The organism is Pseudomonas sp. 58(2021), assembly GCF_017491585.1.
Lineage (GTDB): Bacteria > Pseudomonadota > Gammaproteobacteria > Pseudomonadales > Pseudomonadaceae > Aquipseudomonas > Aquipseudomonas fluorescens_BT.
On sequence record NZ_JAFGYZ010000002.1, the window covers coordinates 35391 to 47665 of the forward strand.

Sequence of the window (12275 nt, forward strand, 5' to 3'; positions counted from 1 at the left end):
TCCGTCCACGGGCCACAAGCCGTAAAACGACCCTTTGTCAGTCAGACGTTTTACAGTCGAGTGTCAGCTGCGATGGTCGAGGATTTGGGCATCGGGACAGGCTGCATCGCTTCGGGCAATTGCACCCCGAACCGCGCCGCCATTTCCTTACGCCCCACCGCCGTCAACGTCAGCGCCCGACTGTCCAGATCCTGCGTCACCCATTTGCGCTTCAACGCGGTCTGCAACAACGCAGCCCCGAGCGATCCACCCAGGTGCGGCCGGCGCATGCTCCAGTCCAGACACGGGCAGGCAAAGCGTCGACGCAGGGTCGACAAATCCCTGACCTCGACTCCCAGCCCTTCGAACAGCACCTCTCCGCTCGCGCTCAAGCGGTAGGCCTGCTCATCGGTTTCCATCAGCCAACCACCCTCCAGCAATCGGTCATGCAGCAACACCGCCAGCGTCCCGGCCATGTGGTCGTAACAGGTGCGGGCAAACTGCAGACGGTCCGGTGTATGCGGTTTGAAGGTCGGCGCAGGGCTCTGACCAATCACCATCAGCGCTTCCAGTGCCTGGGCCACGCGCTTGTCGGCGAGACTGTAATAACGATGGCGGCCCTGCACGTGCAGGCGCACCAGCGCCAGTTCCTTGAGTTTGGCCAGGTGCGCACTGGCGGTCGAGGCGCTGACGTCGGCAAGAGTCGCCAGCTCCGTGGCGGTGCGGGCGTGGCCGTCCATCAGCGAGCACAGCATTTTCGTTCGCGCCGGTTCCGCGATGGCGGCGGCCACTTGCGAGACGCCGATGTCTGGATGTTCTGCGTGCATATTTCGCTCCCGGACGAATCATCGCCCTCAAGGACTGCAGATAGTAGCAACACTTTCCCCACCGACAAGGTTGCGATCCATGGACCCGATCATCGCTGCGACTCACGCCGATCCCTATCCCTACTACGCCGAACTGCGCGCGGCGGGAGGTCTGACCTTTCATCACGAAGTGAAACTGTGGGTGGCCAGCAGTGCCCGGGCGGTTTGCGCCGTCCTGGCGAATCCGGATTGCCGGGTACGTCCGGTGCAGGAGCCGGTGCCCAAGGCGATTGCCAATGGCATGGCGGGCAAGGTGTTCGGCCAGTTGATGCGGATGAATGATGGTGAAGGTCAGCGCTGCCCGCGTTCGGCCATTGAGCCGCCACTCGGGCTTATCAAGGACGAAGATGTCAGGGCGCTGATCGCCGCAAGGTTGATCACCAACGATTCCGACGGCTTATATAAGGCAATGTTTCGCGGGCCGGTGTGCGTGGTTGCGGCGCTGCTCGGATTCTCCCCGGCGCAAGCGCGAACGATCAGTGAGCTGACCGCGGATTTTGCAGCGTGCCTGTCACCGCTGAGCAATGACTTGCAACTGGCGGCAGCCCATCGAGCGACAGAGCAATTGCACGGTGACTTCATTGAATTGCTGGCGGATCCGAACCCATTTCTCGCCGACATTCAGCAGCGCTTTTCAGGCGAAGAAGACGCACTGATCGCCAACCTCATCGGTCTCTGCTCGCAAACCTTTGAAGCCACCGCCGGACTGATCGGCAATGCGCTGGTGGCGTTGCAGCGACAGCCGGAATTACGCGAAGCATCGGTAGACTCGCTGTTGGCCGAAGTCCAGCGCTTCGACCCGTCGGTGCAGAACACCCGACGTTTTGTCGCGAACACCTGCGAAATCGACGGTGTGCGCGTTGAAGCAGGCGACGTGATTCTGGTGTTGCTCGCCTCGGCCAACCGTGACCGGGCACTGAATGAAAACCCTGATCAGTTTCTGCCGGATCGCCCCAACCGCAAAAGCTTCACGTTCGGCAGCGGCCGTCACCAATGCCCGGGGCAAAGGTTGGCGTTGACGATTGCCAGCGCCACCGTCAATGAAATCCTCGCCCATGACATCGACCTGAAGCGGTTCGTCTGGCACTACCGCCCTTCCCTCAATGGGCGGATTCCATTGTTTTGCGAGGCAACGAGTTAAGCGTTTCGCAATTCGATCGTCAGGTGCGACAACTCATGCACAGGCGCCAGTCGCTCGCGAATCGCCTCGGCCGTTACGCCCGCAGCCGCCACCACACTGACAATCGCTGCCCGCGCCTGCGGGCCGACCTGCCAGACGTGCAGGTCGCTGATGCGCACGTCGTCGGAGGTTTCCAGCAGTTCACGGATCTCTTCGGCCACCGGTTCATCGGTGGTGTCGAGCAGTACGGCGGCGCTGTCACGCATCAGGTTCCAGGCCCATTTGGCGATGACGATGGAACCGACGATGCCCATCACCGGGTCCATCCAGACCCAGCCCAGATAGCGCCCGGCCAGCAACGCGGCAATCGCCAGCACCGACGTCAACGCGTCCGCCAGTACATGCACGTAAGCTGAACGCAGGTTGTTGTCGTGATGATGGTGATGATGGTGATGACCATGATCGTGGCTATGGCCGTGGTCATGATGTCCGTGATGACCAGCCAGCAAAAAGGCGCTGAGCAGGTTGACGCCAAGGCCGACCACGGCAATCAAGGTCGCCTCGCCGAACGCCACACTGGTGGGCTCGAACAGACGGAAAACAGATTCCCCGGCAATCCCCAGCGACACCAGCCCCAGCACCATGGCCGAGGCGAAACCCGCCAGATCGCCGACCTTGCCGGTGCCAAAACTGTAACGGCGGTTGTTGGCGTTGCGCCGGGCAAAACCATAGGCCGCCGCCGCGATGCCAAGGGCGCCGGCGTGGGTCGCCATGTGGAAACCGTCGGCCAGCAGCGCCATGGAACCGGTGAGGTAACCGGCGGCAATCTCGCCGATCATCATCACAAAGGTCAGGACCACCACCCACAGGGTGCGACGGGCGTTTTCATCGTGGGAGGCGCCAAGAAACTGGTGGTCATGGGAAAAATCATCAGCCTTGAGAGTCATGATTTTGGTACTCACTTGGAATAACGGCGGATGGCTTGCAACAACTCTTCCACGCCCTGGGCGCGGGCTTCGTCGCTGAGGTCGGGATGGGCGACATGCTCGCGGGCGTGGGCCTCGATGAACTGCTCCATCAAACCATTGACCGCGCCGCGAATCGCCGCCATCAGGTGCAACGTCTTGGCACAATCGGCCTCGGACTCCAGCGCCCGTTCAACCGCCTGAACCTGCCCGGCAATACGCCGGACCCGATTGAGCAACTCGCCTTTGTGTTCGTGCGTGTGCGACATACCTATACCCCCTACCCCTATATGGCGAGCATAGTCGCTGTTCGGATCGAAAGGGGCAAGGCCTGCTTTCGACCGTCTGTCGCGGCTTGAAATTTTGATGTGGAAGAATGAGGCGGCGCGTCACACGGCGCCGCTTCTGGAAGGTTTGTCAGAGGCGTTGAGAACCCTCGACTGTCAGGCCCATTGCAGTGGCGGGGACGACGAGAAGCAGAGGTCTACGTCCAGTTGGGCTGCGGCCGACAGGTTGACCAGCGCATCGAGAGAGAACTTGTCGACTTTGCCGTTGAGTACGTCGTTGAGGCGCGGCTGCGTGATGCCGAGACGTTTGGCCGCCTCTTTCTGCGGAAGCTCCCAGGCTCGAATCGTTTCGCACAGCGTGCGCATCAGTTTGGCCCGCAGGCGCATGTTGGCCGCTTCCTGCGGCGTGTCTTCCAGTGCATCCCAGACGCTTGAGAAACGCTGGGGTGGGTTTTGATGATCCGTCATGGTTCAACCTATTTCCTGGTATCTGGCCCGTGCCAGTTCTATGTCTCGCGTCTCGGTTTTGCGCGTGGTCTTTTGCAAGGCGTGCAGCACATAAATCGCGTCAGGCCGGTTGACCACATAAAACACTCGAAACGCCCCTGAATTCTCGGTGATTCTGATTTCATTGACGCCCCGCCCGACTGTTTTCATGGGGCGCCAGTCAAAGGGTTCGTCGCCCTGTTGCAACAGATCCAGTTGGAATCCTGCTGCTCTGCGAGCATCGAGGGGAAAAGCTCTCAGATCCTTGAGCGCACTCCCGACAAATACCACGTCCTTGTGTCTTGGCATTGGCTTCTCCTGTGTTGGAAGGAAAAGCGTAATAGCCCGGACGGAATCGTGTCGCGGCGGTGTGTTGCAAGGAATGGCAGCGATCACACACCAGCAGGCTATATCGAAATCGATATAAATCAAGTTTGAATTGGCTTATCTGACATTTGGTATCACAAAGCAGAAATTCGCGAGTCGGCACACTTGATAAGCCGACACAGCCTCCCCCCCTTTGGGAGCGAGCTTGCTCGCGATGGCGGACTGAAAAATGACGCATCATTTTGCCTCCATCCGGGAGGCTACATTGCCTTGCGCCTTTGCCTACAACTACGCCAGAATCCGCCGGCTTGTGCGGTTTTGAGGGCGTCGGTAACTTGATTCGCGTCACTGAATGGTCAGTGAACGGGTTTAGTCGCTCGGTATTACCTTCAAACTGCATAACGCTCCAAACAGACAGGTTTTCAATACCTGCACTTAATGGTAGCTGTGCGCAGGGCACCTTCGGGTGCACCGGTTTGGAAGGTTGCCGGTCGACTAACCTGCGTATAGCTGCCACCTTTTCGTTTAGTCGCGAGGTGGTGTCGGCATCACTTTGGAAACCTTCGAAATGTTCAAAATCACACCGAATCCTCCCGAAACAGATGTCGAAACTGATTCAGACCCAACTTCGCCCTACTCCTCCACCGACTCAAAAAAACTCCACGAAGCCGCCGAGCGCGCTCTCGACCACTACCTGAAACCCACCGCCCCGAAACAGCACTGCCCCGGCCGCATGTTCCTCATCGCCCCCCACATCGATCAACATGCCTTGCTGGCCCACGCCTGCGAATCGATGGCCTCGGCCAGCGTGATGCTCAGCGACTTCGCCGCGCTGTTGGACCCGCCCTACCGCAGTACCGTCCTGGGCATCGCCCAAGTGGTGATGTGTGGCGAACTCGCCGTGAACCGGGCGCTGGACACTCTCGATGCCACGACCTGAGGAACACCCCATGGAAAGCAAATCCGATGCACACGTCGTCGCCGCCCTGATCTCCATCGGCCTCAACGAGAAAGACAGCCAATGGGCCGTAAAGGCCTGTCTGCTCCTGCTCGAAAGCGAGAGAAAATCCATCGTCACCGCCGCCCTCGAGGCCCTCGTCCAGCTCGCCCGCGATCACGGCAAACTGGACCGGGACCGCGTAATGCCGGCACTTCACAGCGTCAAACGCAGATTTCCGAGCCTGACCAGCACGGTTGCCGCGACGCTGGATGAAATGGCAATGGCTGCGTAATACCCGGGGCGCAAGGCAAGAAAAAACCCGCTGCCTTCGTTGAAGGAGGCAGCGGGTTTTGTGTTTACAACTCATAAGAAATCACTCCACGGATCTTGCCGAGAGCGTCATTTTGTAACAACCGCTTGAGCTTCAGAACCGTCCTACATCTTTCAAATGCTCATTCAGATAGCGTTCCCAACGCTTTAAAAGTTGGAACAAGGACGCTCATGGCTCGAAAATCAGATATTCCCCGAATACAAAATCCCCCCTCAGGCGACGGGCACCACATCACTACCCGCTACATGACTGCTACCGAACTGGCAGAGCAGAACGCCAGACAAAAAAAGTACGACGAGATGCAGGCCAGGCAACAAGCCTACGAAGATCGCTTTCTTCGGCAGTCTCAACAACCGAATCAACACAGCGCCCTAGGGTGTGTATTTACCAAGAGCTGCAACCTCCCCGACGGCGTCATCAACCATGAAAGCCCCGCAGGGTTTATCCCGGTCGAACGACTGGCTGACTTTGGAGCATTCACCTTGCTCGGTGGCCGCGAATTAGATGCGGCGGGAAATATCACCCTTAAAAGAATAGGTGAGGCTTTAATGTTTTTATGGATAAGTGGCTTTTTGAAAGGTGATGAAGAGGACGACTCTTTGAAGTTTGAACTGACGGTGAAGCCTGAGGCAGAAGCTGCGGTTTTAGCGTTGCTGGGTTGGGAAAGCCTGGAAGAAAGCGAGGCCGGAGAATGGTTATTGAATGACAGTCAGGTCCGGCAAATTGCGTCAGTCCTTAATGAACACCTACCAACTGAACTAGATCTTTTTATCGGGGTTCGGGAATAGTTGAGTCTTTTCTATCAAGAACCAACAGTGAACCACGATGAAGCAGTGAGGATTCTTAAAAGCGGCGTGGAAAGGAATGTTGTCGCTGGATTGATTTCTATTGGCTTGAACGAATCAGACAGAATCTGGGCTCAGCAAACCTGCCTGAAGTATTTCGCCAGCAGCAATGAGTCGGTTGTCGCATCTGCCATTACCGCTTTGGGCCACATTGCTCGAAGGCACGGCAAACTGGACAAAGACATTGCCTTCGCGGCCCTGGAAGAAGCAAAGACAAGATTCCCCTCCCTGGAAGGCGTGATCGCAGACACGCTTGACGACATTGAGGCATTTACCTGATTCATCGGGCCCTTGCATGCAGGACGTTGTGATCAGGAACGCCCCTCATCACAACGTACTCACCCACGAGATTCAATCCTCCCGCGTCAAAACCTCCAGCAACTCAATCTCGAACACCAGATTCGAATTCGGCGGAATCTTGCCCATCGTCCGCTCGCCATAACCCAGATGCGCCGGCACCAGCAGTTTGCGCTTGCCACCCACCTGCATGCCCATGATCCCTTGGTCCCAACCCTTGATGACCCGGCCCGTGCCGATCACGCACTGGAACGGTTTGCCCCGGCTCCAGGAGGAGTCGAACTCGGTGCCATCTTCCAGCCAACCGGTGTATTGGGTGGTGATCAATGCGCCTTTGACGGCGGCTTTTCCGTCGCCGGGCTGAAGATCGATTATCTGCAGTTCATCATTCATAACATTCACTCTATTGTTCCGCTGGCCGCCGTTTTCCCAGAAATGCCGGCCTTTGGCAACCGTTTGACCCCACGCTGGTCGTGACGGATGATGGCCACCCGCTACCAATCCTGATCGATACGCCATGTCAGCACCGCTCGAATGACTCAACTCTGGATCAGCCTCGCCATTGTCGTTGTGTTGATGGTCGTGATCGCCGTGCTGATCCGCCGGGAGCGTGCCCTGCGTCGGCAGCTCGACGAATACCGTGAACTGCTCACCCGCGCCGCCGAAGGCCAGAACATCCATCAGGATGGCGATGCCGAACGCTTCAAGCGCAGTCAGTATTTTGCGCGGATCGGCACCTGGGACTGGGAAGTCGACACAGATCGACTCTATTGGTCCGACGCGATCTTCGGCATGTTCGGGTTCAAGATCGGCGAAGTGACGCCTTCCTACGCCCTGTTCTGCTCCTGCGTCCACCCGGACGACCGCGCCAAGGTCCGTGCCGGGGAATTGCGTTGTCTGGAAACCGGTGAAAACCACGACGAGGAATACCGCGTGGTCTGGCCCGACGGCACGATTCGCTGGCTGAGGGAAACCGGCAACGTGGTGAAGAACGATCATGACGCGATGATCAAGATGATGGGCGTAGTGCGCGATATCACCGAAGAGAAGGCCTCGGCCAGTTACCTCCAGCACCTGGCCCACTTCGATCCGCTGACCGGTTTGCCCAATCGACTGGTGCTGGAAGAACGCCTGTCGGAAGCGCTGGAACATGCCCGCGCTACCGAGACCCGGGTGGCGCTGGTGTTTGTCGATCTCAACGGTTTCAAAAGCATCAACGACCGTTACGGTCATGCCGCCGGCGACCGCGTGCTGATCACCACCGCCACGCGCCTGAAACGCATCCTGCGGGTCAGCGACACCGTCGCCCGGATCGGCGGCGACGAATTCGTGGTCATCCTGCAAGGTCTCGCCCCCGGCCTGAACCTGCAGGACGAAGCGCGCAGCATCTGCCAGAAAATCTTCATCGAACTGTCCCCCCCCATCACCATCGGCAACGAACAACGCCACATCGGCACCAGCCTCGGCGTCGCCGTCTTCCCCGACCACGCGCCGACCATGGACCGGCTGCTGCATATTGCGGATCTGGCAATGTACGAGGCCAAGCGCAGCGGGAATAATCAGTATCGGTTGGGTGGCGGACAGGCGCTGAGCCATAGCCGGGTTGACTGAATCTCAGCGCCCGGGTGTACCGAACACGACGCCATTGAATGTATGAGTGCAGCACTGACAGTTGGGCGTCATATCCTCTGCCTTGAGGTTGGGATTGACGATTTGCAGGCGCTTCTGTTCATCGACATACAGACCATTGAAGAAACTCGACTCACCGAGTCGCACAATTTCTTCCCGGTCACTTTCAAGCACAGCGACCATCCAGAAAACCGGCTCCTGCCGATCCAGCCGCGACACCGCCTCACTGAAAATCTCATCCCAGTCGCCGCCGACACGCGACAGCAAAAACCGAAACAACGGCGTGTAATCGTAGCCATGATGCTTGGTGCCATGCATCGAGCCACGTTTAGCCTCGCTGTGGAGTTCAGCCTTGGTGTTTCGCTGATGCCGATAATGCCCGCCCGGGTTGTTGCGCCAGACGTTGTGGGCCGTGGTGTTTTCTTTGCGGTAGAGGGGTTTCTTTTCCAACGAATTGCTCCTGACATCCAGTCACTCGAAACGCCCTCGCGTTTTACCGGAACGGCGCTCGAATGCAATCAACCGTCCATGGCCAATTGTTGCTTGAGGTCAGCGCTCCACCGGCTGAATCGCCACAATCGTCCCGTTGGTGATCATCACCATCACGTATTTATCGTTGATCTGTACCCACTGCGCCTGTGGCTCAGGCTGTTTGAGCCCTTTCTGTTTCCAGTTCTTGATGGCTTTTTCGCTGCGCTGATAGATGTCCGGGGCGCGGTCGTTGACGTTCAGTTCGCGGTTGCCGATCGGTGAGTGTTCGACAGTGTCGTTCGAGGGTTGCGCCGCTTGAACGAGTGGGTTGATCCCGGCGATGCCGGCGACGAGGGCCAGGCTGGCGATCAGGGTCTTGTTGTTCATCGGTGAACCTCCTTCAGATGTGTGATACCAGAACTCCGACTGCGGGGTTCGGGAATCATTCCTTGTTTTTTTGATGATGGCGGAGCCGAAAGTATAGGTGCCCACTGGGCGTATTGATCCGTCTTGCACATCAATCCATGCCAACAATGCAATTAACAAATCGATCCCTGCGCGCCACTATCCGCCCCAATAAGAACCGTGCGCCGCCTCCCCGTCGCGCACGTCATAAAAGCGGTGGAGTATTTTTTGATGACAGCCTCAATCCCACACGGCGGCTCGCGGGCCGGCGCCATTTTCCGGGTGACCTCGGGTAACTTCCTCGAACAGTTCGACTTCTTTCTGTTTGGTTTCTACGCCACGCAGATCGCGGCGGTGTTCTTTCCGGCGAGCAGTGAGTTCGCTTCCCTGATGATGACCTTTGCAGTGTTCGGCGCAGGCTTTTTGATGCGTCCGCTGGGGGCTATCGTGCTCGGCGCGTACATTGATGACGTCGGTCGGCGCAAAGGTTTGATCGTGACGCTGTCGATCATGGCCAGCGGCACGATATTGATTGTGCTGGTGCCTGGATACGAAACCATCGGTCTGTTTGCCCCGGCGCTGGTGTTGATCGGAAGGCTGTTGCAAGGCTTCTCCGCCGGTGCGGAATTGGGCGGGGTTTCGGTGTATCTCTCGGAGATCGCTACACCCGGTCGCAAAGGTTTTTTCACGGCCTGGCAGTCGGCCAGTCAGCAGGTGGCAATCGTCGTCGCTGCTGCGCTCGGTTATGGCCTGAACCAATGGATGGCGCCGCAAGCCGTCGCCGATTGGGGCTGGCGGATTCCGTTTTTCGTCGGCTGCATGATCGTGCCATTCATCTTCTTTCTGCGCCGTAATCTGGCGGAAACCGAAGAGTTCGCCGCCCGCAAACATCGTCCGAGCATGAAGGAAGTGTTCCGCACCCTCGGCCAGAACTGGGGCGTGGTGCTGGGCGGGATGTTGATGGTTGCCCTGACCACCACCGCGTTCTATCTGATTACCGTGTACGCGCCGACCTTCGGCAAAACCGTGCTGCACCTGAGCACATCGGATGCGTTGCTGGTGACTCTGCTGGTGGGCGTTTCCAACTTCTTCTGGCTGCCGATTGGCGGCGCATTGTCCGATCGCGTCGGCCGCCGTCCGGTGCTGATCGCCATGTCGTTGCTGGCCCTGGCCACGACGTATCCGGCGCTGTCGTATCTGGTGCAGGCGCCGAGCTTCAGCCACATGCTGCTGTCGCTGTTGTGGCTGTCGTTTATCTACGGTCTGTACAACGGCGCAATGATTCCGGCGCTGACCGAGATCATGCCGGTGGAGGTGCGGGTGGCCGGTTTCTCCCTGGCCTATAGCCTCGCCACTGCCGTGTTCGGCGGTTTCACTCCAGCAATGTCGACCTTCCTGATTGAGTACACCGGCGACAAAGCCGCACCGGGTTACTGGATGAGCATCGGCGCACTGTGTGCATTGTGCGCGACGCTTTATCTGTATCGCCGGGCCGGCGGTCGCCTGCAACCTGTTACTGCCTGAGAACATCACCATGAAGAAACTGTTTACCGTTACAGCCCTGCTCGCCGGCCTGGCGTTCAACGTTGCCGCCCAGGCCGAAGAACTGCGGGTCATGACTTCCGGCGGCTTCACCGCCGCCTACAAGATCCTGGGGCCGAAATTCGCTGCCGCCACCGGCAACACGCTGGACACCCAACTCGGCCCGTCGATGGGCAAGGCGCCGGAGGCGATCCCCAATCGCCTGGCGCGGGGCGAACCGGCCGACGTGGTGATCATGGTCGGCTACGCCCTCGATGATCTGATCAAACAAGGCAAGGTCGACCCGGCCTCCCGTGTAGAACTGGCGGATTCGCGAATCGGCCTGGTGGTGCGCGAAGGTGCATCGAAACCTGACATCAGCACCGTCGATGCCCTGAAGAAAACCCTGCTTGATGCAAAATCGGTGGCCTACTCCGACAGCGCCAGCGGCGTGTACATCGAGCAGCAACTGTTCAAGAAACTGGGTATCGAAGATCAGCTGAAACCGAAGGCTAAGATGATCCCGAAAATCCCGGTCGGTTCTGTGGTCGCGACTGGCGACTATCAACTGGGCTTCCAGCAGGTCAGCGAATTGCTGCCGGTGCCGGGGGTGAGTTTTGTGGCCAAGATCCCGGAATCGGTGCAGTCGGTGACGCGCTTTGCGGCAGGGATTCCGGTGGGTGCGCAGCATCCGCAGGAAGCCAAGGCGTTGCTCGCTTATCTGGCCGCACCCGCCGCCCAGCCTGACGTACAAGCCACCGGTCTGGATTCGGTCAAGCGCTGACCGTCGGCGGCTGGACTTTCATTTCCACCACCAGCCGCTCCAGTTCCAGTGCCGCCGGGGTCAGCGTACGACCCCGGCGTTTGATGATGCCGACGCTGCGCATCACTTGCGGATCGATTAGCGGCACCCGCGTCAGGATCGGATGATCCGCCGCCGGCATCGCCATCAGCGGCACAGCCGCCACACCCAACCCTGCCTCCACCAGACCGATCATGGTCGTCACATGCCGCGTCTCGCAAATACTCGGGCGTTGCGGCACCACTTTGGCCAAGGCCTGATCCAGCAGAAAACGGTTGCCCGAGGTCTTGTCCAGCGAGATGTAATCCTGCCGGTAAAACTCGTCCCAGGTCACGCTGCTGCGCCCGGCCAGCGGATGGTCGCGGCGACAGGCAACCACGTAGCTCTCCTGTACCAGCGGATCGAAATCCACACCCGCCTCCTGAGTGCCCATGAAACTCAAACCGAAATCCGCCTCGCCGTTGACCACCGCCGTCAGTACATCGTGGGCGCTGGAATCGAGGACTTTGACTTTGATTCGCGGGAACTGCTGGTGATAGCGGGCAACCACTCGCGGCATGAAGTAATACGCCGCCGACGGCACGCAAGCGACGGTGACGTGACCCTGCCGGTTCGAAGCGACTTCGCTGATGCCGAGCAACGCCACGTCCAGGTCATCCAGCAAACGCTCGACGCTGGGCATGAAGCCGCGCCCGGCCTGGGTCAGGCTGACCTTGCGCGTGGTGCGTTCGAACAGCTTCACGCCGAGGGCGTCCTCGAGTTTTTCGATGCGCCGGCTCAAGGCCGGTTGCGAGATACGCACGGTGTCGGCGGCCTTGCGGAAACTGCCCTGCTCGACCACGGCGCGAAAGGCTTGCAGGTCGTTGAGGTCGAAGTTGATAGCCATGGGAAACTCGGGAGGAATTGATTCGCTGAGGCTATGAATGTAACCAATTGATGCAAATTATTACAGGAGCACATGTGCTCAATCAGGGTCTGCGGTAGATCTGTAATCGTTTCAGCCT

At 58.8% G+C, this 12275-nt stretch carries 17 protein-coding genes; 8 read left to right on the plus strand and 9 right to left on the minus strand.

The genetic code is table 11. The features are described from left to right. Window positions 1–50: 50 nt before the first annotated feature. The gene (locus J5M72_RS02170; protein ID WP_169430859.1) at window positions 51–806 is read right to left on the minus strand and encodes a helix-turn-helix transcriptional regulator; all 756 of its coding nucleotides are present in this window, start codon (window positions 804–806) and stop codon (window positions 51–53) included. A gap of 79 nt (window positions 807–885) precedes the next feature. Here J5M72_RS02170 and J5M72_RS02175 point away from each other — a divergent pair, with 79 nt between their 5' ends. Continuing rightward, on the plus strand, window positions 886–1986 hold the full coding sequence (locus tag J5M72_RS02175) for a cytochrome P450 (RefSeq protein WP_207863888.1): 1101 nt from the start codon (window positions 886–888) through the stop codon (window positions 1984–1986). Here J5M72_RS02175 and dmeF read toward each other — a convergent pair. From dmeF to J5M72_RS02195, 4 genes are all read right to left on the minus strand, one after another. Then, complete coding sequence (gene dmeF, locus J5M72_RS02180; protein WP_207863889.1) at window positions 1983–2912, minus strand: CDF family Co(II)/Ni(II) efflux transporter DmeF; 930 nt, start codon at window positions 2910–2912, stop codon at window positions 1983–1985. The genes J5M72_RS02175 and dmeF overlap by 4 nt on opposite strands. Window positions 2913–2923: 11 nt before the next feature. Continuing rightward, window positions 2924–3199, minus strand: coding sequence for a metal/formaldehyde-sensitive transcriptional repressor (locus J5M72_RS02185; protein WP_065258432.1), 276 nt, complete (start codon window positions 3197–3199; stop codon window positions 2924–2926). A 174-nt stretch (window positions 3200–3373) separates the two neighbouring features. After that, window positions 3374–3685 (minus strand): XRE family transcriptional regulator, encoded by a 312-nt coding sequence (locus J5M72_RS02190; protein WP_207863890.1) that lies wholly within the window; start codon window positions 3683–3685, stop codon window positions 3374–3376. A 3-nt stretch (window positions 3686–3688) separates the two neighbouring features. Then, window positions 3689–4012 (minus strand): type II toxin-antitoxin system RelE/ParE family toxin, encoded by a 324-nt coding sequence (locus tag J5M72_RS02195; RefSeq protein ID WP_207863891.1) that lies wholly within the window; start codon window positions 4010–4012, stop codon window positions 3689–3691. 586 nt (window positions 4013–4598) lie between these two features. On the opposite strand from J5M72_RS02195, the gene J5M72_RS02200 reads away from it, so the two are divergent. From J5M72_RS02200 to J5M72_RS02215, 4 genes are all read left to right on the plus strand, one after another. Further along, window positions 4599–4970, plus strand: a complete 372-nt coding sequence (locus tag J5M72_RS02200; protein ID WP_207863892.1) for a DUF6124 family protein — start codon at window positions 4599–4601, stop codon at window positions 4968–4970. Window positions 4971–4980: 10 nt separating this feature from the next. Next, a complete protein-coding gene (locus J5M72_RS02205; protein WP_169430864.1) occupies window positions 4981–5262 on the plus strand; it encodes a hypothetical protein in 282 nt (93 codons plus the stop codon). Window positions 5263–5471: 209 nt separating this feature from the next. After that, a complete protein-coding gene (locus J5M72_RS29230; RefSeq protein WP_347709504.1) occupies window positions 5472–6089 on the plus strand; it encodes a pyocin S6 family toxin immunity protein in 618 nt (205 codons plus the stop codon). A 27-nt stretch (window positions 6090–6116) separates the two neighbouring features. After that, window positions 6117–6425 (plus strand): hypothetical protein, encoded by a 309-nt coding sequence (locus tag J5M72_RS02215; protein ID WP_347709505.1) that lies wholly within the window; start codon window positions 6117–6119, stop codon window positions 6423–6425. Between the two features lie 72 nt (window positions 6426–6497). On the opposite strand, the gene J5M72_RS02220 is transcribed toward J5M72_RS02215, so the two are convergent. Continuing rightward, window positions 6498–6836 carry an FKBP-type peptidyl-prolyl cis-trans isomerase gene (locus J5M72_RS02220; RefSeq protein WP_007952931.1) on the minus strand — a complete coding sequence of 113 codons (339 nt, stop codon included), beginning with the start codon at window positions 6834–6836 and terminating at the stop codon, window positions 6498–6500. A gap of 141 nt (window positions 6837–6977) precedes the next feature. Between J5M72_RS02220 and J5M72_RS02225 the strand changes: the two genes are divergently transcribed. Then, window positions 6978–8054 carry a sensor domain-containing diguanylate cyclase gene (locus J5M72_RS02225; protein ID WP_169430868.1) on the plus strand — a complete coding sequence of 359 codons (1077 nt, stop codon included), beginning with the start codon at window positions 6978–6980 and terminating at the stop codon, window positions 8052–8054. A 3-nt stretch (window positions 8055–8057) separates the two neighbouring features. Here the strand turns inward: J5M72_RS02225 and J5M72_RS02230 are convergent, their stop codons facing one another. Next, entirely contained in the window at window positions 8058–8522 is a 465-nt protein-coding gene (locus J5M72_RS02230; RefSeq protein WP_207863894.1) for a hypothetical protein, read from the minus strand. A 99-nt stretch (window positions 8523–8621) separates the two neighbouring features. After that, window positions 8622–8930: an RcnB family protein gene (locus J5M72_RS02235; protein ID WP_207863895.1), complete on the minus strand. Its 309-nt coding sequence runs from the start codon at window positions 8928–8930 to the stop codon at window positions 8622–8624. A 249-nt stretch (window positions 8931–9179) separates the two neighbouring features. On the opposite strand from J5M72_RS02235, the gene J5M72_RS02240 reads away from it, so the two are divergent. Then, on the plus strand, window positions 9180–10472 hold the full coding sequence (locus J5M72_RS02240; RefSeq protein ID WP_169430871.1) for an MFS transporter: 1293 nt from the start codon (window positions 9180–9182) through the stop codon (window positions 10470–10472). 10 nt (window positions 10473–10482) lie between these two features. Then, window positions 10483–11253 (plus strand): substrate-binding domain-containing protein, encoded by a 771-nt coding sequence (locus J5M72_RS02245; protein WP_169430872.1) that lies wholly within the window; start codon window positions 10483–10485, stop codon window positions 11251–11253. Here J5M72_RS02245 and J5M72_RS02250 read toward each other — a convergent pair. Further along, window positions 11243–12157, minus strand: coding sequence for a LysR family transcriptional regulator (locus J5M72_RS02250; RefSeq protein WP_169430873.1), 915 nt, complete (start codon window positions 12155–12157; stop codon window positions 11243–11245). The genes J5M72_RS02245 and J5M72_RS02250 overlap by 11 nt on opposite strands. Window positions 12158–12275 lie beyond the last annotated feature (118 nt).